The following is a 23,109-nucleotide window of genomic DNA, read 5'->3' as shown; positions in this document are numbered from 1 at the left end:
CTTTATAAGTAAAGGGGAAATTCACCATGAAATCATTTCATTTATCGGCCGTTTTTTTATTTGCGTGTTGCATCTTTATTTCTGCTTGTGGACTACCTGAAGACGAAGGTGCTAAGGAAGCAAAGAAAAAAGAGTTAAAGGAAGATTTTCGAACGTATCTTCTTTTAGGGACAAGTTCTCCTGGAGGAACGTATTTTCCTTTGGGGCAAGAAATAGCTTCAGTTATTCAAAATAATGCTCCTGTTGAAGGGCTAGATGTTAGTGCTATTGCGACTGCTGCTTCTAAAGAGAACTTAGAACGAATTAGTATTGAAGAACTTCAGCTTGGAATGACAATACATATACATGCGAAAGAGGCAAGTGAAGGTACGGGTGATTACGAGGATGCAAAGGTTGAGAACCTTGGATTTTTTGGACAATTATACCCTGAAATTATGCAAATTGTGACACTAGGAGAAACAGGAATTTTATCCATTAGTGAATTACAAGGGAAAAAAGTAGCTATCGGTCCAAAAAAAAGTGGTTCACACGATGCGGCAAAACAAATTCTAGAAGTTCATGGCGTTCACGATGGGGACTATGAAGCAATCGAAGTGGATATTGAAGAAGCGAAGAAAATGCTTCAAGAGGGACGTATTGATGCTTTATTTAGTTTTTTAGGGTTACCTAATAACGTAATCAATGATTTGCAGACAGCAACAGAAGATGTGAAGTTTTTAGAAATTACAGATGATGGGTTAGAGCAACTTCAGAAAACAACTGGATATGATCCATTTATTATTAATGATACATCCTATGATTGGTTAGAAACAGAAGCATCGACTATTACTGCTTATGCAATCTTAGTTGGCTCTACTTCGCAAATAGACGAAGAAGTTGGATACGAAATAACTAAAGCATTATATGAAAATGCTAGCTATATAACACATCCTCAAGGTAAATTTATTACGAAAAATAATGCGCTTAAAGGGTCTAAAGGAATTAAATTACATCCTGGAGCAAAGAAATACTTTGAAGAGGAAGGACTACTTGAAGAAAAGAAGGAATAACTAAGACCGGACAAATTATTGTCCGGTTTTCTTCATACTACTCAAAACAATGAAGATGCGTATTTGAAAGGTTATATCTTATACAAGATTGGTATGAGTAAGAAATTTCTTGTTTTAAAGTACTTCCTTATATATGATAGAATACGTGGAATTATATTTATCTCCTTTTGCTTACATAAATTACGAATTGGATGAGGAGTTTTTTCAATGAAGGAAATAAAGTTGAAAATAGAAGGAAAAATAAAGCGACTAACAAATAAAACATTTAAATTTGATGAGCGTATTGGAGATGGCTGGTTTTCAGCAGTATATTTTCTTAAAACACGCGATATTATTGAGGAATATAAGCCAAACAATACGATAACAATGCAATTTTTCCAAAAAAAGCATGCTGTACTTTGTGGAACAGATGAAGTAATTGCCCTTTTAAAGACGTTTGCAAAGAATCCAGATGAATTAGAAATTTTTTCATTAAAAGATGGAGATAAAATTGAACCTTTTGAGACAGTATTAACGATCACAGGTCCATATCAGAACTTCGGCTACTTAGAAGGTATTATTGATGGAATTTTAGCTCGCAGAACTTCTGTAGCAACAAATGTTTATGACGTTGTTAAAGCTGCACGTACGTCCGGGCAGCAAAAACCTGTTATCTTTATGGGAGATCGTGATGATGACTTCCGCCAGCAATCAGGAGATGGCTATGCTGCTTATATCGGAGGTTCAACAGCGCAAGCGACACATGCAATGAGTGAATGGTGGGGAAAAAAAGGCATGGGTACGATGCCACATGCCTTAATCCAACTTTTTGAAGGTGATGTTGTTGCAGCAACGAAGGCATATCATGACAAGTTTCCTGAAGATGATCTCGTTGCTTTAGTCGACTATAACAATGACGTCTTAACGGATGCGCTAAAAGTAGCAAGAGAATTTGGCGATAAGCTTCACGGTGTTAGAGTTGACACTTCTAGAACATTAGTCGATCAATACTTTTGGCGTAATCAAGATTGCTTAGGAACATTTGACCCACGTGGAGTAAATCCTGAACTAGTATTTGCACTGCGAAAAGCGCTGGACGATGAGGGATTCCACCATGTCAAAATCATCCTAAGTGGTGGTTTTGATGAAAAGAGAATTCGTGAATTCGAAGAGAAGAATGTTCCAGTTGATATTTATGGTGTAGGTAGTAGTTTACTAAAAATAATAACTGGATTTACAGGTGATAATGTTTTACTAAATGGTAAGCCACAAGCGAAAACAGGGAGAAAATACCGTCCTAACAAACGACTTGAAAAAGTAGACTAAGGTGAGACAAATGAATCATACAATAAAGGATATAGTTCATATTGAATCCTTACGTCATGATAAACAGCAAAAAATTGACCATAGTGTCAAAGAAACGTTTGCCGATCTCTTTTATTTTGTTGAACGAAACGCAAATATTAGGGAAAAAGTGAGAGCAAAGCATATCTTTTGTGAACAAACGGGTCTTTCTTTAGTAGAACTTGAAGATCTTAAGACTAAGGAAATATTTTCATTTTGGTTTTGCTTTGATTATGTAAACATTCAAGGTTTTACGATGTACCAACTTTATTTGAAACAAAATTCCAGAACTATTTCTGAAAGTAGTCTGCGGGTTTCTGCATTTTTATTAGCTTTAACAATCGAGCCGCTACTAGTTGAAAATATCTCTAGTGATAAAAAATGTATCGTAGGGAAAAATGTCTTCACAAAAGAAGTCCAACAAATAAGCAGCTTTGAATTGCCATATAATAATACAAATATAGGCGATATTATAATCGGCTGGACGGTAAAGCTTGGGTACGAAAAAAAGATAATTAGCCCTTTTACTGTTATTAATAGCCAAAAAGCATTATTATATAGTAAAAGAATAAATAAAAGGTATCAAGAAGAATTAAATCGCAAAGAGCTTCCATCCTGGCGAAGTTTTATGAAGTTATTTGGCTTTATTTATCTTTTTCCAAAAAATATCATTACTTATACTTAATGCTTTGCAAATTTATTAAAATGAGCAATCTTAATCATTTTTCATATACTGTTGAAAAGTGTATCAATCGACGTTGTGGAGGTTCAATTCGATGACGATTTATCATTTCGTAGGAATAAAAGGAACAGGAATGAGTGCATTAGCATTAATTCTTAGCAATATGGGCTTTCATGTCCAAGGTTCCGATGTAGAAAAGACGTTTTTTACACAGAAAGAACTTGAAGCAAGAGGTATAACGATTCTTCCTTTCAATAGTTCAAATATACAACAAGGTCAAATAATTATTGCAGGGAATGCGTTTTCAGATGACCATGAAGAAATAGTTGAAGCAAAAAAGTTAGGCTTGCCAGTATATCGTTATCATCATTTTTTAGGTGAGTTTATTAAAAACTTTATAAGCATTGCAGTTATGGGTGCTCACGGGAAAACATCGACGACAGGCTTATTAGCCCATGTTTTAGAAGATGTAAAACCGACATCTTTCTTAATTGGTGACGGTACTGGTAAAGGTGTGAAAGATAGTGATTACTTCGTTTTTGAAGCTTGTGAGTATCGAAGACATTTTTTATCTTATAAGCCTGATTATGGCATAATGACGAATATTGATTTCGACCATCCGGACTATTTTTCAGATGTAAATGATGTATTTAATGCCTTTCAAGAAATGGCGATGCAAGTGAATAAGGGTATTATTGCCTGTGGTGATGATGACTATTTACAAGGCATTCAAGCACAAGTTCCAGTTGTCTTTTACGGTTTTGGCGACCATAATGATTTTCAGGCGCAAAATGTTGTCAGTGCTGAAAATGGAACAACTTTTGATGTTTTTGTTAGGAACACATTTTATGCAAGTTTCACAATTCCAAGTTACGGAAATCACAATGTTTTAAACGCATTAGCTGTTATTGCTTTGTGTCATTATGAAGATGCACCTACAGAAATCATTGCAGAACGGTTAAAATCATTTGCAGGGGTAAAGCGAAGATTCAATGAAAAGGAAGTTGGGACGCAAATCTTAATTGATGACTATGCGCATCATCCGACTGAAGTAAATGCATCAATAGACTCTGCAAAAAAGAAATACCCGAATAAAGAAATAGTTGCAATCTTTCAACCACATACCTATACTCGAACGAAAACTTTTTTAAATGAATTTGCAGACAGCTTAAAGAAAGCTGATACTGTGTATTTATGCGATATTTTTGGATCCGCACGTGAAAACAAAGGTGACCTAACAATAAATGACTTAAAGAATAAAATCCCAAATTCTCACCTTTTAAGTGAACAAAAGCTAGCAGTTCTTAATGAATACAAAGATAGTGTCCTTTTATTCATGGGAGCTGGAGATATTGACAAATATCAAAAAGCTTATGAAGAACTTTTAGAAACAGAGTAAGTAAAACAAAAGATTGACTGAAGAGACCATAACTGGTTTCATAGAAGTCAATCTTTTTTATTATCTGATATGTTTAACTATTTTTTCTATTAGAGAAGTTAGGGTGTTCTTATGAATATGACAAGAAGGATTGTTCTTAGTGGACTCTTAATATTAATGGCCATTATATTAACGAGTTGCATCGAAAAACCTAAAACATTAACAAGTGAAAATGGACAAGTTGATTGGCATTCAAATGATCAATTAGTAATATTAAATGGCGAGTGGAAAGTTTATAAAAACACACTTGTTTCTCCTGACGATCATGAAGGTTTGCAAGATCAACCATTTGCCCTAAGAAAAGTACCAAGTTACTGGAAGAAGGAAAAGTACGGAACATATTCACTTCAAGTTAGGATTCCAGATCATAAAATAGGACAACCTTTAGCGTTAAAACTTCCAAGAATATATACATCATATGAAATTTGGATCGATGGGAACTTAAAAAAAGAGAGCGGAAAAGTAGCTAAATTAAAAGATAGTGCAATTCCGTTAGGAAACCCAGAAACGATTTATTTTACCCCGACTAATAATGACATTGATATTTTAATTCAAGTTTCCAATTTCCATCATAGAAAAACCGGTATTTCTGGCTTAGTAATTGTTGGTGAAATTAATGAAGTACAAAAGATTAATAAACTAGGAATGATTGTCACTTGGTTTACATTAGGTGCCTTAACAGTCTTAGCATTAATTCAACTACTGTTTTATTTTCATCGTAGAAAAAATAAAATTCACTTATATTTAGGGCTTTTTTGTGCACTTATAGGGTTTAGAGCTTTATTAAAAGGAAATTCAGATATTTTCTTTATCATTGAAAAGCTAAGTTGGGTGACAGCAGTTAGACTCGACTATATCATCATTTTTACTAGTATTTCTCTATTTTCGCTTTACATGTCGTTATACTTTCCAAAAAGTTCAAAAGGAAAGTTTAATAGTATTACTTTGTTCGTATCGATCCTTAGTATCGGCGTTATCGTTTTTACAGAACCAATATATTTCACGAATTTAATTTATATCTTTTATGTTCTTCTGTTTATAAACACCCCATATTACTTATACCTTGCTGTTAAGGGAATTCAAGAAAAAACAGAAGGTGCAAAAGTAATTGGAAGTATGTTCTTAGTATTATTAGGTACGGTAATCCTCGATATACTCTATAATAGTATTCTCGTTAATACGACAGTGCAAACAACATCACTTGGATTAATTATCTTCTTTACTGGTCAATCCTATGTGGAAACGAGAAGGTACGTAACTGCACTAGAACAAGAAGAATTTCTTTCCGAAGAAATTGAGAATACTAATCGTGAAGTTATTATGACGTTAGGGGAAATTACAGAAACACGTTCAAAGGAAACTGGTAATCATGTAAGACGAGTAGCGGAATACTCCTATTTATTAGGAATTAAGTATGGGTTAAGTACTGATGAAGCAGAGTTATTAAAAGTAGCTTCACCATTACATGATATTGGAAAAGTTGCAATACCAGATGAAATATTGAATAAGCCCGGAAAATTAACGGACGAAGAATTTGAAATTATGAAAAAACATTCTTTAATAGGATACCAAATGTTAAAGTACTCAGACCGAAAATTAATAAAAGTATCAGCTACAATAGCATATACTCATCATGAAAAATTCAATGGTGAAGGTTATCCAAGAGGACTAAAAGGTGAAGAAATACCGCTTTTCGGAAGAATTACAGCTATTGCCGACGTTTTTGATGCATTAAGCAATGACCGAGTGTATAAAAAAGCTTGGGAAATTGAAGATATAATTACCTATTTTGAACAAGAAAAAGGGAAGCATTTCGATCCAAAACTAGCAACTATCTTTTTAGAAAATATTGAGGAATTTATTAAAATCAATCAAATATACCGAGATAAATAAATTATGAAGAAAAAGAAGCTGAAAAACTAAAGGAATAGTTTCTCAGCTTCTATTTTTATTTTAGATTTTTAGGGTTTAAGCATTCAAGTTCAGGTATTACAAAGCGTCCATCTTTGCGGATTAATACTCCATCAAAGTACATCTCACCGCCACCGTAATCAGAACGTTGGATATTTACCATATCCCAGTGAATAGCTGATTTATTTCCGTTAGCTGCTTCATCATAGCATTGCCCAGGTGTGAAATGGAAGCTACCATCAATCTTTTCATCAAATAAAATATCTTTCATTGGATGCAGGATATAAGGGTTTACACCTATAGCAAATTCCCCAATATAACGAGCACCTTCATCTGTATCAAAAATTCTGTTTATGCGCTCCGTATCGTTTGCAGTTGCTTCAATAATCTTTCCATCCTTAAATGTAAGTTTTACATTTTCAAATGTGTACCCTTGATATGGTGAAGGTGTGTTATACGTAATCGTACCATTCACAGAATGTTTAACTGGAGCTGTAAATACTTCTCCATCAGGAATGTTGTAATTTCCAGCACATTTAATAGCTGGTATGTCTTTAATTGAAAAAGTTAAATCAGTCCCAGGACCTTTAATTTGTACAACATCTGTCTTGTTCATGAGTTCAACTAATGGGTCCATTGCTTTGCTCATTTTCGCATAATCTAAATTACAAACGTCAAAGTAAAAGTCTTCAAAAGCTTCCGTACTCGTATTTGCTAGTTGTGCCATAGATTCATTTGGGTAACGTAATACACACCATTTTGTTTTTGGAACGCGAATTTCACGATGGACCATATTTCCGACTGTCTTTTCGAAAATACCCATCTTTTCGGAAGGAACATCAGCCAGTTCAGAAATGTTATCACCAGATCTTAAACCAATATAAGCATCCATTTCTTTCATAACATTTGCTTCAAACTTTGCAATCATCTGCATTTGCTCTTCTTGCGCTCCCATTAATAAGGCACGGTTAACTTTCATTTCTTTTAATGATACGAAAGGTAATCCGCCAGCTTCGTAAGCAGCTTTTACGATCGCATTGACTAACTCTGTTTGTAGCCCAAAGTTTTCAATTAGTACTTTTTCACCCTTTTTCAATTGAACAGAATGATTTATTAAATTACTTGCTAATAATTCAATTCTTGAATCTTTCATCTAATTTTCCTCCCTATTTCTATGTATCGCGTGACTATAGTTCAATTATCATTTTCCATTTGCGATTCTACAACCTTATTCTATCGATAAAATATGGCATTATGTGCATATTACTACAAATTTGCAGGAATTTCATGTATTTTTAAAGAAGAAGTATTAGTAAGAGGGGAAGCAAGCTATCATTATGCATTGCTTAGAGGGGGAAATACATTTTGGATTGGATCGTACTGGTTTACGTTAGTGCATTGATTATAGCAATTTCTTTTTCAGTTTTAGTGTATTACATTATTCGCACATTAAAGGCGACAGAGCAAACACTCACAAGTGTCTCAACAACTATAAAAGATGTTGAAAATCAATTAGGTGGTGTCACTACAGAATTAACTGCATTGTTGAATAAAACAAATAAAGCAGCTGAGCAAATTCAACAAAAAACAGCTTCCCTTACGAAAGTTACTGATTCACTTTCAGAAGTTGGAAATGAAGTTCTACAAGTACAAACGGAAGTGAAAAATTTTTTACAAAATGTATCAAAAAATATTAATAGGCATAATGATGGTATATCACAAGCAATTAAATTTGGTAGTTCTACTTTAAGCTTGTTGAAAAAATGGCGCGATAAAAAATCTTAAGGAGGTTTTATTTTGTCAAAAGACATGAAAAAAAGTAGCAAAAACTTTATGATGGGTACGGTGATTGGTGGTGTGATTGGTGCTTTTTCAGCTCTATTATTCGCACCTAAATCAGGTAAGGAGCTTCGTCACGATATTGAAACGAAGTCAAACGAAGTAGCCAAAAAGACTACAGAGTTAACAAATGAAGTAGCGAAAAAAGCAACGGACCTTTCAAATGATGTGAGAGAATCGAGTAAAGAACTTGCTAATTATGCAAATGAGAAGAAAGTTCAGCTTACAGAACATTCCAAGCAGGTAATTGAAAAGGTAAAAGATTGGAAAGATACAACAGAAGAAGAAGTAGCAAAAGAAGATACATCAGAAGAAGTAACTGCAGTAGAAAATAAATAAACTAATAAATTTATTATTGATGGTGAAAAATAACAATATTGTTGTTTTTCACCATTTACATATCATAAGGAGGATTTATGTCTAATAAAAAATTAGTTTCCATTGAGGATTTTAATGAAATAAAAGATAAAGATGTCTTCTTTATCTTTAAACATAGTACAACTTGTCCAATTAGTGGTAGTGCTTTTGAAGAGTGGAACAACTTTAATGATGACTTTCCACATGCAAAATATTATTCACTATTTGTACAAGAAGCTAGAGAATTATCAAATTACATTGCTGAGTCATATAATGTGAAACATGAGTCTCCACAAGTACTATTAGTGAAAAATGGAGAAGTGGTTTGGCATACTTCCCATTGGAAGATTACATATTCTAATCTGCAAGACATATGGAACCAACATTTCACAAACTAATTTATTATTATTGACAATTAGTTCTGTACATAATAAATGAATAAGCGTTTAATAAAGATAATGCTCGTCAAAAGGCGAGCTTTTCTTTTGAAATGAAGTAAATATTTTTTTGCTTTCGTTTAAGAAACGATGAGCACGAATAAGTGACTTTATTCAGTAATTTTTATATAATAGTCACACAATAATAGATCTTTCTTTCAACTTAGTAAGGGGATGTACACGTTGAGTAACCAAGAAATAGATGAACTTAGAGCGAAGATAGACAATGTCAATTTACAGCTTTTAAAATTGATAAATGAACGTGGGCAATTAGTCCAAGAAATCGGTGAAATAAAAAAATCTTTAGGTTTAGAGATGTACGATCCAATCCGCGAAAGAGATATGCTTAATTTGATTGCTAATTATAATGAAGGCCCTTTTGAAATTGCTACAATGCAGCATATTTTCAAAGAAATCTTTAAAGCTGGTATCGAATTAATAGAAGATGATCATCGTAAAGCATTGCTTGTATCTCGAAAAAAGAAGCCTGAAAATACAGTTGTCCAGATTGATGGTGAAGCAATTGGGCGCGAGAAGAAAACAATAATTGCAGGCCCTTGTGCAGTCGAAAGCTTTGAACAAGTAGAAGCAGTAGCTATTGCTTTAAAATCTCAAGGTTTATCTATTATGCGCGGTGGTGCTTTTAAACCGAGAACATCACCATATGATTTTCAAGGTCTTGGATTTGAAGGGTTAAAAATCTTACGAGCTGTTGCCGATAAGCATGATATGAAGGTTGTTACAGAAATTGTGAACCCTGCCCATGTGGAAGAAGCACTGAATTACATCGACGTTATTCAAATTGGAGCACGGAATATGCAAAACTTTGAGCTATTAAAAGAAGTGGGTTCTCAAAAGAAGCCAGTCTTATTAAAACGCGGTTTGTCTGCAACAATTCAAGAGTTTATCTATGCTGCTGAATATATTATGTCACAAGGTAATGGGAATATTATTTTATGTGAACGTGGTATTAGAACGTATGAAAAAGCAACGAGGAATACTCTAGATATTACTGCCGTACCGATTCTCAAGAAAGAGACACATTTACCAGTCTTAGTTGATGTGACCCACTCTACTGGGCGAAAGGACTTGCTTTTACCTGCTGCTAAAGCGGCGTTAGCAATTGAAGCGGATGGAATAATGGTAGAGGTACATCCAGATCCTGCAGTAGCTTTGTCAGATGCAATGCAACAGCTTAACATTCCAGAGTTTGAGCATTTTATGAACAGTTTAAAATCTTCACGCTTACTTGCAGCGGATTAGTACTAGATTGTATAAGGGAGAACAAAAAGACAAACCATAAAGAAAAACAACTTTAGAGGTGACTCTTGATGAGAAAATGGTTTTTCCTTAGTCTTATACTAATAATTATGGTCGCATGTAGTGATCAGCCCCGCCAAGTAATTGATAGTCCGTTTGAATTTGTGCGCTACAAAGATGATCGTGCACAAACAATTGAAGCTCAAAACCAAATGGTCGATTTTCTTTTTTTTGCAGAAAAGAAATTAAAAGAACCTTTCGATGATGCAACAACAATAGAGAATGGGAAGAGAATTTTCCCAAGAAAGTTTAAACGAAAAGAACAATTAGTTCAGTATGCTGAAAAATATTTAGAGCGGTCATTAGCACATCGATGGGTGGAGCTAGTAGTAAATGGCACGGAGAGTAAACCTGGGGAATATTTAGCTATTGCTACTGAACATGACGATATTAGTATTCTTGATGCAACACCAGGAACAATAAATGTAATTACAAATTATACATTACTAACGACTGTGGAAATGATGGTCGAAAAAAACGATAAACGCTATCGTTTACAATATGTAATTTCTAAAGACCAGCGAGGAACAGAACCTAGGATATCACAAAAATTATTGCAAGATTAATTAGAGAAAATTTGTTTGATTGGCGGAGGTAAGATGAACGCAACGATTTATGATGTTGCTCGTGAAGCAGGAGTATCAATGGCAACTGTTTCACGAGTAATGAATGGAAACCCAAATGTAAAGCCTGCAACAAGGCAAAAAGTTTTAGATGCAATGGAACGTCTTGAATACCGGCCTAATGCAGTTGCAAGAGGGTTAGCGAGTAAAAAAACGACTACTGTAGGTGTCATTATTCCTGATATTTCAAGAACCTTTTTTGCCGAGTTAGCACGAGGTATAGAGGATATTGCTTCTATGTATAGATATAACATCATATTAAGTAGTTCTGATCAAAATGAACAAAAGGAACTAGACTTATTTGATACCCTTTTAGGTAAACAAGTCGATGGAATTGTCTATATGGGTGGCGAAATTACAGAAAAGCATATTGCTGCATTTAAAGGGTCTGTCCCTGTAGTATTAGCAGCGACAATTGATAAAACTAATATGCTACCATCAGTAAATATTAATTATGAAGAAGCTGTATATGAGGCAATATCATATTTTATTAAAAATGGTCATCAATCGATTGCTTTCGTCAACGGAAGAATTGAAGATCCAATTAATAAAGAGAAGCTATTAGGCTATCGTCGAGCGTTAAATGAAAATGGGATTAGTTTTGATGAAGAAAAAGTTATCGTAGGCGACTATACATACAATTCGGGTATGCAAGCATTGCAAACGCTTATTGATAAAGACAAGGATAACTTCCCTAGCGCTATTTTTGTTAGCACAGACGAAATGGCACTAGGTGTTATACATTGCGCCCAAGACAATAATTACTCAGTTCCAAATGACATTGAGGTAATAGGTTTTGACGATACGCGATTAGCAGAAATGGTTCGCCCGACTTTATCAACTGTTGTTCAGCCTATGTATGATATTGGTGCTGTTTCCATGAGGCTATTAACAAAATTAATGAACAAAGAAAAAGTTGAACAACAGACGGTAGTTTTGCCACATCAAATCAAATATCGTCATTCAACGCATGAAAGATAGAGGGGAATCGTTTTGAAAATTGCAGTTATAGGAGCAATGGAAGAAGAAATAAAATTAATGAGAGAACAACTTGATATTACAAATGAACGGCAACTAGCAAAAATTACATTTTATGAAGGGTCATATGCTGACCATGAAGTGATTTTATGTAAAAGTGGTGTAGGAAAAGTAAATGCAGCAATTACTACGCAATTATTAATTGATCACTACAATGTGGAAGCAATTATTTTTACTGGTGTCGCAGGTGCTTTATCTCCTAATTTAAATATTGGAGATATCGTAATATCAACTAGTTCCATGTATCATGATATAGATGCTTCGGCTTTAGGGTTTGCAAAAGGTACGATCCCAATGTTTGATCACCCTTCCGATTTTCGAGCTGATGAAAAGCTAATCGCTATTGCAGCTGATGCTGCAAGTGAGTTAAATGAGTTAACTGTATCTAAAGGGCGAATTTTAAGTGGTGACCAATTTATTGCTGATGGAGCCTTAGTTAAACAATATGAGCAGCAATTTGCAGGTGCATGCATCGAAATGGAAGGTGCAGCAGTTGCCCATGCAGCATATTTAAATGATGTGCCATTTGTTATCATTCGTTCAATTTCAGATAAAGCAAATGGAGAAGCTAATGTTAACTTTGTCGAGTTTACTAAATTGGCTTCGGAACATTCTTCATATATTGTTCAAAAGATGTTAAAAAAGCTGAAGGAGCTATAAGCTTCCTTCAGCTTTATTTTATGAATGAAATCATTTGCTTTAATGTGTGTTCGTTCTTTTTTTCAATTTCAGCTTTACGAGGTATGGGGTTATAAATTGAACTACTATCTCCCCATGTTGCTGGTAAAGGAACAGGTGCATCATTTTGCCATTCATTAAGCCAAGCTTCAGGTAATTTTTCTTCGTCAGCCACAGAAATACCTTTCATCGTTAGCCAAATATTTGACCATGCTCTAGGTACTACACGCCAAATATCATAGCCACCACCACCTAAGGCAATCCAACGTCCCTCACAATATTCCTCGGCAATCTCTTGTGCAATTTTCGGAATATACTTGTATGTCCTCATTGTTGTCATTAAATGAGTGAGAGGATCATAGCAGTGCGCATCTGCCCCATTTTGAGTAATTATTACATCTGGTTTAAAATATGCAGCAATTTCTCGCAATGCGATCTCATAAGCATGCAAAAAAGAACCATCTTCAGTGAATGCATCAAGTGGAAGATTGAATGAAAAGTTAAAGCCTTTGCCAAATCCTCTTTCTGTAACATTGCCAGTTCCAGGGAATAAATACTTTCCGGTTTCATGAATTGAGAATGTACAAACATCATCAGCTGCATAGAAGCCCATTTGCACCCCGTCACCGTGATGTGCATCCGTATCGACATATAACACTCGTGCACCATATTTCTTTCTTATATGCTCTATAGCGATGGCACAATCGTTATAAATACAAAACCCCGATGCTTTCTCTTTCATACTGTGATGTAATCCACCAGCTAAGTTGACTGCTGCTTTTGTTTTTCTTTCCATCACTAAATCAACAGCTTGCATTGTTGCACCGACAACTTGACTAGCTGCTTCATGCATATTTGGGAAAATAGGCGTGTCCTCCGTACCTATCCCGTATTTTTCAATCGAGGGTACAACATTACCTATGCTAGCTTCTTTTACAGCGGTTATATATGCTTCATTATGAAATAGCGCAATATCATCATCAGATGCTGCACTAGGTGTAATGATATCTTCTGTATGCAGAGCATCAATTTTCGTAAGAAGATCGTACGTTAAGTGAACACGCTTTTGATTAAAAGGATGGTCATCATTGAACTTATAATTTGCAAATTTTTCAGTATACATGAATAGAGCATTTTTCATAGACACGGTCACTTTCTTAATACATAAATCGATTTTTGAAACGTAGATGATCGAATGCCTGGATCGTATGCATATCAACATTTTTTCCAATCCGAGCCATTAAGCAATTTGCAGGATGTGAGCTAATTTCAGGATCATCCGTTGCAAACCATTCTAATCCACCATTTTTCATTACTTTTTCCATTACTTTTCGGTAGTCCCATACAGAAAGGCCTGTCCGATTTAAATCCCAATGCCAATAATATTCAGTCGTAATGACGATATAATTATCCATCGCTTTATCCATCATTGCTACCTTTAATAAGTTTTTCGCTACCTTGTAATGACGATAGGTTGGAATGATTTCTATCGCACCTAACTCTAGTAGGTTTTCTAAATTTCCTTCTGACCATCTTTCTAAAGGATCAGGATATAAAAAAGTAACATAGCCGATAATTTTATTTTGTTCTCGGGCAATAATAATTCTCGCTTCAGGTAACTTCGCAATTTCAATGATTGCTTTATGTTGTTCTTCGGGAGAACGAAAAGCATCAAGGTCACGGTGAAACTCACATCTCTCGAGTGCAGAAGGAGTTATCGGTCCTTCTAATATCAACGTACCCTTTGGTGTTTTCAGTTCAAGTGCATTGTATGTTTTTATATGTTCCATTCTGTCACCACCTAAACTTTGTAAATCATCTATTTTATTATACAACATTGGTGGAGCTAGTTTTAATAATTTTTTAAAAATTGTGAAAAGATATAAAATAATTTATAATAATATTGTGAAAGTTCATGAATGTATACAAAATAAAAGTATAAAGGGGGATTGTCATGAAAGCGGAAATTATTCCAGCACGACAAGGAAATCACACTTTATCGAATTATGATGAGCTGCGTCAATCATTTCGTTGGCAAGACGTAGAAAAAGAATTTTCATGGAGTGAAACAGGCAGAGTTAATATTGCTTATGAAGCAATTGACAGACATGCATTGACAGATAAGAAAAATAAAGTTGCACTTTATTATCGTGATCTCCAAAGAGAAGAAAAGTACACGTTTAAAGAAATGAAGGAAAAATCCAATATGGCTGGCAATCTTTTGAAACATTATGCAGATGTTGAAAAAGGTGACCGAGTATTTATTTTTATGCCAAGAACACCTGAACTTTATTTTACGCTATTAGGTGCGCTGAAATTAGGAGCTATAGTAGGTCCGTTATTCGAGGCTTTTATGGAAGGTGCAGTGCATGATCGCTTACTGGATAGTGAAGCAAAAGTACTAGTGACAACAAAAGAGTTGTTAAATAGAGTACCTGTAAAAAAACTTCCGAATTTAAAGCATATCGTTCTAGTTGATCAAGATGTAGAAGAGAAAGGTATATATATTGATTTTCATAAACATTTCCAAACTTCTAATAAACAGTTAGATATTGAATGGGTTGATCGTGAAGATGGTATGATTTTACATTACACTTCTGGATCGACTGGTAAGCCAAAAGGTGTTTTACATGTTCATAATGCGATGATACAACATTATCAAACTGCCAAATGGGTGTTAGATTTACAAGAAGGTGACACGTATTGGTGTACTGCAGATCCAGGCTGGGTAACAGGTACATCATATGGAATTTTTGGACCTTGGTTAGTCGGAGCGTCAAACGTCATATTAGGAGGAAGATTTTCACCTGATTATTGGTATAAAGTAATTGAAGATTTTGGAGTGTCTGTCTGGTATAGTGCTCCTACAGCTTTTCGTATGTTGATGGGCGCAGGGGACGAACTCGTAAAAAAATATAATATGTCTTCGCTTAGACACGTATTAAGTGTCGGTGAACCGCTAAATCCTGAAGTTATTCGCTGGGGAATGAAGGTGTTCCATTTACGTATTCATGATACATGGTGGATGACGGAGACTGGTGCGCAAATGATTTGTAACTACCCTTCAATGGATTTAAAGCCTGGGTCAATGGGTAAACCACTCCCAGGGATTAAAGCGGCAATTATCGATGACCATGGAAATGAATTGCCACCGTATCGCATGGGTAACTTAGCAATTAAAAAAGGTTGGCCATCGATGATGCGTCAAGTATGGAACAATAAAGCAAAGTATGATTCCTACTTTTTGAACGATGAATGGTACTTCTCTGGTGATTCAGCGTATATGGATGAAGACGGTTACTTCTTTTTCCAAGGGAGAATAGATGATGTTATTTTAACTTCTGGTGAGCGCGTTGGCCCATTTGAAGTTGAAAGTAAATTAGTAGAGCACGCAGCGGTTGCGGAAGCCGGTGTTATTGGCAAGCCTGACCCTGTTCGTGGTGAAGTGATTAAAGCATTTATTTCATTGCGTAAAGGCTATGAACCTAGTGAAGAATTAATAGAAGAAATTCGAACATTTGTAAAGCGTGGTTTAGCAGCACATGCTGCTCCTCGAGAAATAGAATTCCGAGATAAGTTACCGAAAACAAGAAGTGGGAAAATAATGAGACGTGTCCTCAAAGCATGGGAACTCAATTTACCTACTGGAGATCTTTCTACAATGGAAGATTAACATGAATAAGGGCCTAGCGATCTAAATCGCTAGGCCCTTATTATTATTTATCATTTAGATTGTCTAGATAATGTCTCTCATTATCAGTCATTTATTTCCGGTGGATCTACAGGATCAACAGGATCAGTCGGATCTCCTGGATTAGCTGGATCCTCAGGGTCAGTTGGATCTTCTGGGTCAGTTGGGTCACTAGGATTTCCTGGATTTGTCGGATCAGTTGGATTTTCAGGCTCTTCTTCCTCACTCGTATAATTTCCAGTGTTAACTTTATTGGAGAATTCAGATTCATTTCCAACTATATCGACAGCTGTCACAACATAAGAATAATCACCTTCTGCTAAAGTGAAACTTAACTCTTTAGTATTATTTAATACAGAAGCAACAATTTCATATGTTTCACTGTGGTTTTTCGCTCGATATATACGGTATCCAATGACATCTTTTTCAGAATGAATTGCCCAAGTTAACATACCGTCTTGTTTAGAAGCAGCAATGGCACTTGGATTTTTCCCATTATCAGCAAGTATTTCAGTAGATAAAATTTTAACTTTTTTCCACTTTTCTAAAACCTCACCTGAATTTCTATCTCTCGGAAGAATATATGGAATTTCTTCTTCATTGAAGTTTTCCGTATTAAAGTAAATCGTTTCTTCAATCATGTCTGCCGGAGTTAATTCATTAGGTAAATATGCTTTACCATTCGCATAAACAACATTACCTTTAATAAATGAATTATCAGTCTCAGTAGGGACGTGATTAATATTAAAGATATCCGTTTTTACTAATCCTAACTCTTGGCAAAGTGAAGAAGGGAGCAAACCGGAAGCTTCACAATAAGAACGTCTTACGATACCACCAGGCATTTTAAAGTTATCTTCTGGATCCATCAATTCAGGATTAATGCTATAAGCTGCATTTGCTAAATATGACCATAAAATTTGTGAACGTGCAGCTTCTCCTCGATCAAGTTTTTTTGGATTTTCGTATCCAAGTCTAACTCCAAGCGTAACATTCGGGTTTAAACCAACGAACACTGCATTTTCATTATTTTGAGTCGTACCTGACTTCGCACCCCAGTCACTTGTAAAGTCTAAATATCTTAAGATTCTGCTACTTAGACCATCAGTGACAATACTTCTTAGTAAATCTACTGACAAATAAGCAGTCTGAGGAGAGAATACTTCTACTTCTTCTATTTCATGTTCAAATATAACTTCGCCATCTTTCGAGACAATTTTCTCAATAATATAGCCATCAGTAAATTTACCGTTATTACCAAAGGTTGCATAGGCATTAACAACATCTTCCATAGTTACATCTAATGTACCTATTGCCATAGAAGGGAATGTTCCTTCACCATGTTGCCATCCATTTTCATTCTTCTCGCCGTGAACTCCCATTTTTATTAAATAATCTCCAGCATCCCAAGGGTCGACAGTTAAAAATGATTTAATTGCAGGGATGTTCCAAGAGTAATTTAACGATTCACGAACAGATACCAATCCTTGGAACTTTTTATTCCAGTTCAGTGGCTTATAATTTAATGATGGATAACTTAATTCCAAAGGTGCGTCCAAAATTATTGAACCAGGTTGGATATGTCCTTCTTCCATTGCTGGTGCATATGCAAGAATCGGCTTAAATGTTGATCCTGCAGATACAGTACTTAACGTTGCATTGTTATAAGATGAACGAGCGTAATCACGACCACCTACAAAGGAAATAATCGCTCCAGTTTTATTGTTTATTAAGATAGCACCAATATCTTCTGGTTCCATCACAATTACTTCTTCCATTTCGCCCGTTTCGGGATTCTCCACAAATTTTGCTTGTGGCTTATCACTACCGAATAAAGAATCATCTTCGACTACTTTATTCATCGCATCGTAAATTCCTTTATCGATAGTAGTGTAAATATTATAACCAGATCGGCGCATTTCACGATCTGCCTTAATACGATAGCTTTCTAATAATGTTGCATCACTAAAAAGAGTTTCTTCATCAATTCCATCTTTATTTGCTAAATAAATAGCAACTTTTTCTTTTGCACGCTTTTCAATTTCGAACGTTAAATAAGGATAACGCTCAATTGATCCAGGCTGAGGAGGAAGGAAGTTAGCTTTAATATCGTATGCTAAAGCAGCTTCATATTCTTCTTTTGTAATGGACTCGGCTTCCAACATTCTACTTAAAACAGTCTTCATCCTATTTAAAGCAGGTTCTATACTTTCTTTTACAGTCCCATTAGCTGTAAATGGAGTATATCCAAAAGGACTTTGCGGAAGTCCTGCAATAAAAGCAGCTTGTGGTAAGCTTAAGTCTTTTGCATCTACACCAAATATTCCTTTTGCTGCAGCTTGTATTCCAGCAATTTGTCGGCCAGAGGAGTTTCTGCCAAAGTCAACAACATTTAGGTATGCTTCTAAAATTTCATCTTTATCAAAAAATCTCTCAAGTCTCATCGCAAGGACAATTTCTTTCGCTTTTCGATCGAAGGAAACTTCAGTTGTTAAGATTTGATTTTTAATTAATTGCTGCGTTAATGTACTACCACCAGTTTTTACTGTTGCATTTGTTGCTTCTTGGAAAATTGCACGCATAATTGCTTTTGGAACGACACCATTGTGACGCCAAAATTCAGCATCCTCTGTAGCAATTACAGCTTCTATTACATGTTTAGAGACATTATCAATGGTTACTTCTTCACGTTCTTTTACAGATCTTAATTTGTCTAAATAAATATTATTCGCAAAATAAATATTAGAGGTTTCTTCATAATTATATATATCTTTTTTCATACTTTCATAGCTACGGATAGGCTCGTCCTTTACTAAAGAAGCAAAGTATCCAGCGCCGACTCCACCTGCAAAAACAAAACCTAAAATACCCATTACAGAAAAAATTAAAAATAAATTCCAAAGAACATTATAAGAAATTCTAGAAATTTTAACGATTTTCTTTTCAATTAGGAAATCGGTAGTTATCGTCCAGTACTTCTTAATATTTGTTGTTATATTTGCTATTATTTCTTTCATGGTTTACCTCCTAAAGACCTTTGAAGATCAAACTCAATTATAGCATATTAGGTCGATTAGGATAACAAATTCATTTATTTTAAAAATATATATTTGACAGTACATCCTATTCTATGATAAAAAATATTAAACAAATAAAATTTTATTGGCATTGAAAGGTTAAGTAGTGATTTATCTCACTGTATACAGAGAGCTAATGGTTGCTGGAAATTAGCACATAGATAAACGCGAATTACACCCTGGAGCTATTCTTTGTGAACGAAATAGTAGCAAAGAACGGAGATATCCGTTATCAAGTTAGAGTGGGAGCTTTTTTTTAAAAAGCTTCAATTAGGGTGGTACCGCGAGCAAACTCGTCCCTTCTTTTAATTAAGAAGAGACGAGTTTTTTTATTTGGAAAAAGAAAAGGGGAGAAAGTAATGACGATTTTAGAGGATTTAAAATTTAGAGGACTAGTTCATCAAAATACTGATGAAGAAGGTTTAATTAAACATTTAGAAGATGGAATGGTTACGTTATACTGTGGATTTGATCCTACTGCAGATAGTCTACACATTGGTAGTTTACTACCAATTTTATGTTTACGTCGTTTTCAATTGGCTGGACATCGTCCAATTGCCTTAGTTGGAGGCGGTACAGGATTAATCGGCGATCCAAGTGGGAAAAAAGCTGAACGAACACTTAATACATCGGAAACAGTGCAACAATGGAGTGACAGCTTAAAAGCTCAGCTCTCTCGCTTCTTAGATTTTAATGCCAATGGAAATCCAGCAACAGTCGTTAACAATTACGACTGGATAAAGGATATAGATGTGATTACATTTTTAAGAGACATTGGGAAAAGTTTTGGGCTAAATTACATGCTTGCAAAAGAATCAGTAAGCTCTCGTTTAGACGCAGGTATTTCCTTTACTGAGTTTAGCTACATGATTTTACAATCCTACGACTTCCTAAAACTTAATGAAAAAGAAAATTGCACATTGCAAATTGGTGGAAGTGACCAGTGGGGTAATATTACTGCTGGGATGGAGTTAATTCGTAAACAAAATGAAGGGGAGCAAAAAGAAAAAGCTTTCGGACTAACGTTCCCACTCGTTACGAAAAGTGACGGTACAAAGTTCGGTAAAACAGAAGGTGGCACGATTTGGCTCGATGCAGCGAAAACGTCTCCTTACGAGTTCTACCAATTTTGGATTAACACGAATGACCAAGATGTCATTCAGTTCTTAAAGTACTTCACATTCCTAAGTAAAGAAGAGATTGTCGCACTTGAAGAGGAAATGAAAGTAGCTCCAGAAAAAAGAAGCGCGCAAAAAACATTAGCTGAAGAAGTAACGAAATTAGTTCATGGGGAAGAAGCACTTCAGCAAGCAATTAAAATTACAGAAGCATTATTTGCAGGAAACATTGCTGATTTAACAGGTGAAGAAATTAAGCAAGGATTTAAAGATGTTCCTTCTTTTCAAATGGAAAATAAGGATGATATCGCACTTGTTGACTTATTAGTAAATAGTAAAATTTCACCTTCAAAACGACAAGCACGTGAAGATATTAAAAATGGTGCTGTCTACATTAATGGTGTAAGAAGACAAGAAATGGAAACAGTCATTAACGCAGAAGACCGTATTGAAGATGAATTTATCGTTATTCGCCGAGGGAAGAAAAAATACTTCTTAATTAAATACTAAATTTAAAGGGTTGTTAAGAAAGTCAGTAATACTGGCTTCCTAACAGCCCTTTTTCACATTTTAATATCTTATCCTTGAAATCAACTCCCTTTCCGCGGGCGAACCGCAAGCATCCTTGCTCGCTATTCCCGCAGGAGTGTCGAGGATTTCATTGGATTAAAACTATATGTCGCTACCTGCTCTTATTTTTGGTACTTTTCAGGCAACCACTATTTACGAGTGTTTATGAGAAATTTGTTTGGTATTATTATCTGCAACGAGAAACTTAGATCTACCTAAGTATAGAGGAATATTTAACTTTTCAAAGTTTGGTAACCCTTCTTCGGTAAACTTTTCATCATCACGATGAAAGCCTGTTATTTCACCTACGAAAAAGTCGTGATCACCATAAGTATTAACGTCAATTAATTTACATTCATATGCGACATAGGCGTCTGTTAAAATAGGGCATTTTATCGTCACACCACTGATGAAAGAAATGCCTAATTTTTGAAATTTATCTCCATTAGCACCTGTCTCAGTACCTGCTTTTAAAATAGCGTTGGCATGGTCGGCGGAAACAAATTGAATAGCAAATTCCTTTGACTCTTTTATTAAATGGTGGGTAAATCGTTCCTCACCAATTGCAACACCATAGATCGGGGGTTCGTACGAAATATACGTATGCCATCCTGCAGCCATAATGTTCTTTGTACCATTCCACTGTGCGGTGACAAGTGCTACCATACCAGGATATGAATGCATGACAGTTGTTTTTGTTTGCTTTAACATAATTTCCAACCTTTACTTTAATTTGTATTTTGGTAATAATAGTCTATCATAATAAAGGTAATTACAAAGGAAGGAAGACTTAACTTATGACAGATGGAAGATATAGAAATAATGTATTAGCAGGAAGCGAAGTAGATGTTGTCTTAAAAAAAGATCAACGAAGCGGGACATTAACACGAGGAATTGTGAAAGATTTATTAACGAATTCTTCTTATCACCCTCATGGGATAAAGGTGCGTCTACAAGATGGACAAGTAGGTAGAGTGAGTAATATTATTAAATAACAAAAAAACCTTCTTGGATGAACCAAGAAGGTTTTACTCTTATTAACGAGAGTAGAATTCAACGATAAGTTGTTCGCTGATTTCAGAAGATAATTCAGAACGCTCAGGTAAGCGGTTGAAAGTACCCTCTAATTTGTCAGCATCGAAAGTTAAGTATTCAGGAACGAAATTGTTAACTTCGATAGCTTCTTTAATAATATCTAAGTTACGTGATTTTTCACGTACACCAATTGTTTGTCCAACAGATACGCGGTAAGAAGCGATATCTACGCGGCTTCCATCAACAGTGATGTGACCGTGGTTAACTAATTGACGTGCTTGACGACGTGTACGAGCTAAACCTAAACGGTAAACTAAGTTATCTAAACGTGCTTCTAAAAGGATCATGAAGTTTTCACCTTGAATACCAGGCATTTTCCCAGCATCGTTGAAGATACGTTTGAATTGACGTTCGTTTACACCGTACATGTGACGAAGCTTTTGCTTTTCACGTAATTGTAAACCATATTCAGAGATTTTTTTACGTTGTGTTGGGCCGTGTTGACCAGGAACGTAAGGACGTTTTTCTAATTCTTTCCCCGTACCGCTTAGTGAAATACCAAGACGACGAGATAATTTCCAAGATGGACCAGTATATCGAGCCATAATTGACTCCTCCTCTGTTTTTATTTTTATTGCATAAAATAAAAACTAGCAGGCTGTAATAGAGGACTTCTGTGTATTTTACCTTCATGCACCCTCGCCTCGACAGCAAGAAGTTACAAGATGCACCATCAGTTCAATAAAGAAATGAGGGATAAAATACGGACAAATGCCATTATTACTGCTGTACTTATTTTACACAATGGCAATTATATGATGAATATAAGAAATAGTCAAGAAAAAATCTTTCTATACATTTTTGAGAAAGCGCTTTCAAAACTAACAGTATTAACATAATATAGAAGATATATACAGACATAG

21 protein-coding genes and 1 other annotated feature are annotated in these 23,109 nt (G+C 35.2%); of the genes, 15 read left to right on the top strand and 6 right to left on the bottom strand.

Annotation, left to right across the window (positions count from 1 at the left end):
- Nucleotides 1-26: 26 nt before the first annotated feature.
- The 5 genes from CIB95_RS13315 (at nucleotide 27) to CIB95_RS16460 (ending at nucleotide 6,385) form a co-directional block, all read left to right on the top strand.
- Nucleotides 27-1,049, top strand: a complete 1,023-nt coding sequence (locus CIB95_RS13315) for a TAXI family TRAP transporter solute-binding subunit (RefSeq protein ID WP_094925955.1) — start codon at nucleotides 27-29, stop codon at nucleotides 1,047-1,049.
- A 207-nt stretch (nucleotides 1,050-1,256) separates the two neighbouring features.
- A complete protein-coding gene (locus CIB95_RS13310) occupies nucleotides 1,257-2,354 on the top strand; it encodes a nicotinate phosphoribosyltransferase (protein ID WP_094925953.1) in 1,098 nt (365 codons plus the stop codon).
- Between the two features lie 10 nt (nucleotides 2,355-2,364).
- Entirely contained in the window at nucleotides 2,365-3,057 is a 693-nt protein-coding gene (locus tag CIB95_RS13305) for a hypothetical protein (protein WP_094925951.1), read from the top strand.
- A gap of 91 nt (nucleotides 3,058-3,148) precedes the next feature.
- Nucleotides 3,149-4,453 (top strand): UDP-N-acetylmuramate--L-alanine ligase, encoded by a 1,305-nt coding sequence (gene murC / locus CIB95_RS13300; RefSeq protein ID WP_094925949.1) that lies wholly within the window; start codon nucleotides 3,149-3,151, stop codon nucleotides 4,451-4,453.
- Between the two features lie 117 nt (nucleotides 4,454-4,570).
- Entirely contained in the window at nucleotides 4,571-6,385 is a 1,815-nt protein-coding gene (locus CIB95_RS16460) for an HD domain-containing phosphohydrolase (protein WP_233144142.1), read from the top strand.
- Between the two features lie 55 nt (nucleotides 6,386-6,440).
- On the opposite strand, the gene CIB95_RS13290 is transcribed toward CIB95_RS16460, so the two are convergent.
- Nucleotides 6,441-7,556 carry an aminopeptidase gene (locus tag CIB95_RS13290; protein WP_094925945.1) on the bottom strand — a complete coding sequence of 372 codons (1,116 nt, stop codon included), beginning with the start codon at nucleotides 7,554-7,556 and terminating at the stop codon, nucleotides 6,441-6,443.
- Nucleotides 7,557-7,768: 212 nt separating this feature from the next.
- On the opposite strand from CIB95_RS13290, the gene CIB95_RS13285 reads away from it, so the two are divergent.
- The 7 genes from CIB95_RS13285 to CIB95_RS13255 all read left to right on the top strand — a co-directional run bounded on the left by CIB95_RS13285 (nucleotide 7,769) and on the right by CIB95_RS13255 (nucleotide 12,677).
- Nucleotides 7,769-8,188: a DUF948 domain-containing protein gene (locus CIB95_RS13285; protein WP_158217639.1), complete on the top strand. Its 420-nt coding sequence runs from the start codon at nucleotides 7,769-7,771 to the stop codon at nucleotides 8,186-8,188.
- A gap of 12 nt (nucleotides 8,189-8,200) precedes the next feature.
- Nucleotides 8,201-8,581: a YtxH domain-containing protein gene (locus CIB95_RS13280; RefSeq protein ID WP_094925941.1), complete on the top strand. Its 381-nt coding sequence runs from the start codon at nucleotides 8,201-8,203 to the stop codon at nucleotides 8,579-8,581.
- A 77-nt stretch (nucleotides 8,582-8,658) separates the two neighbouring features.
- The gene (gene ytxJ, locus CIB95_RS13275) at nucleotides 8,659-8,997 is read left to right on the top strand and encodes a bacillithiol system redox-active protein YtxJ (RefSeq protein WP_094925939.1); all 339 of its coding nucleotides are present in this window, start codon (nucleotides 8,659-8,661) and stop codon (nucleotides 8,995-8,997) included.
- Between the two features lie 222 nt (nucleotides 8,998-9,219).
- The gene (locus CIB95_RS13270) at nucleotides 9,220-10,299 is read left to right on the top strand and encodes a bifunctional 3-deoxy-7-phosphoheptulonate synthase/chorismate mutase (RefSeq protein WP_094925937.1); all 1,080 of its coding nucleotides are present in this window, start codon (nucleotides 9,220-9,222) and stop codon (nucleotides 10,297-10,299) included.
- A gap of 68 nt (nucleotides 10,300-10,367) precedes the next feature.
- Nucleotides 10,368-10,922 (top strand): hypothetical protein, encoded by a 555-nt coding sequence (locus CIB95_RS13265; protein WP_094925935.1) that lies wholly within the window; start codon nucleotides 10,368-10,370, stop codon nucleotides 10,920-10,922.
- A gap of 33 nt (nucleotides 10,923-10,955) precedes the next feature.
- Nucleotides 10,956-11,960 carry a catabolite control protein A gene (gene ccpA, locus CIB95_RS13260; protein WP_094925933.1) on the top strand — a complete coding sequence of 335 codons (1,005 nt, stop codon included), beginning with the start codon at nucleotides 10,956-10,958 and terminating at the stop codon, nucleotides 11,958-11,960.
- 12 nt (nucleotides 11,961-11,972) lie between these two features.
- Nucleotides 11,973-12,677: a 5'-methylthioadenosine/adenosylhomocysteine nucleosidase gene (locus CIB95_RS13255; protein ID WP_094925931.1), complete on the top strand. Its 705-nt coding sequence runs from the start codon at nucleotides 11,973-11,975 to the stop codon at nucleotides 12,675-12,677.
- Nucleotides 12,678-12,690: 13 nt separating this feature from the next.
- On the opposite strand, the gene CIB95_RS13250 is transcribed toward CIB95_RS13255, so the two are convergent.
- Together CIB95_RS13250 and CIB95_RS13245 are read right to left on the bottom strand one after the other, a co-directional pair.
- On the bottom strand, nucleotides 12,691-13,836 hold the full coding sequence (locus CIB95_RS13250) for an acetoin utilization protein AcuC (protein WP_094925929.1): 1,146 nt from the start codon (nucleotides 13,834-13,836) through the stop codon (nucleotides 12,691-12,693).
- 16 nt (nucleotides 13,837-13,852) lie between these two features.
- The gene (locus CIB95_RS13245; protein WP_094925927.1) at nucleotides 13,853-14,485 is read right to left on the bottom strand and encodes a GNAT family N-acetyltransferase; all 633 of its coding nucleotides are present in this window, start codon (nucleotides 14,483-14,485) and stop codon (nucleotides 13,853-13,855) included.
- Between the two features lie 164 nt (nucleotides 14,486-14,649).
- On the opposite strand from CIB95_RS13245, the gene acsA reads away from it, so the two are divergent.
- On the top strand, nucleotides 14,650-16,368 hold the full coding sequence (gene acsA, locus CIB95_RS13240; RefSeq protein ID WP_094925925.1) for an acetate--CoA ligase: 1,719 nt from the start codon (nucleotides 14,650-14,652) through the stop codon (nucleotides 16,366-16,368).
- A gap of 83 nt (nucleotides 16,369-16,451) precedes the next feature.
- Here acsA and CIB95_RS16545 read toward each other — a convergent pair whose 3' ends face one another.
- Nucleotides 16,452-19,403, bottom strand: a complete 2,952-nt coding sequence (locus tag CIB95_RS16545; protein ID WP_269845016.1) for a transglycosylase domain-containing protein — start codon at nucleotides 19,401-19,403, stop codon at nucleotides 16,452-16,454.
- A gap of 142 nt (nucleotides 19,404-19,545) precedes the next feature.
- Nucleotides 19,546-19,767, top strand: a binding site (T-box leader).
- 55 nt (nucleotides 19,768-19,822) lie between these two features.
- Between CIB95_RS16545 and tyrS the strand changes: the two genes are divergently transcribed.
- Nucleotides 19,823-21,091: a tyrosine--tRNA ligase gene (gene tyrS, locus CIB95_RS13230; protein WP_094925923.1), complete on the top strand. Its 1,269-nt coding sequence runs from the start codon at nucleotides 19,823-19,825 to the stop codon at nucleotides 21,089-21,091.
- Nucleotides 21,092-21,304: 213 nt separating this feature from the next.
- On the opposite strand, the gene CIB95_RS13225 is transcribed toward tyrS, so the two are convergent.
- Entirely contained in the window at nucleotides 21,305-21,862 is a 558-nt protein-coding gene (locus tag CIB95_RS13225; RefSeq protein ID WP_094925921.1) for a flavin reductase family protein, read from the bottom strand.
- An 86-nt stretch (nucleotides 21,863-21,948) separates the two neighbouring features.
- Between CIB95_RS13225 and CIB95_RS13220 the strand changes: the two genes are divergently transcribed.
- Entirely contained in the window at nucleotides 21,949-22,146 is a 198-nt protein-coding gene (locus CIB95_RS13220) for a YwbE family protein (RefSeq protein ID WP_094925919.1), read from the top strand.
- 42 nt (nucleotides 22,147-22,188) lie between these two features.
- On the opposite strand, the gene rpsD is transcribed toward CIB95_RS13220, so the two are convergent.
- Entirely contained in the window at nucleotides 22,189-22,791 is a 603-nt protein-coding gene (gene rpsD, locus CIB95_RS13215) for a 30S ribosomal protein S4 (RefSeq protein WP_094925917.1), read from the bottom strand.
- Between the last annotated feature and the right edge of the window lie 318 nt (nucleotides 22,792-23,109).

Source organism: Lottiidibacillus patelloidae (assembly GCF_002262935.1).
GTDB classification, from domain to species: Bacteria; Bacillota; Bacilli; order Bacillales; family SA5d-4; genus Lottiidibacillus; species Lottiidibacillus patelloidae.
The sequence above is the reverse complement of the archived record's forward strand: the minus strand, read 5'-3'. Positions and strand labels throughout refer to the sequence as shown.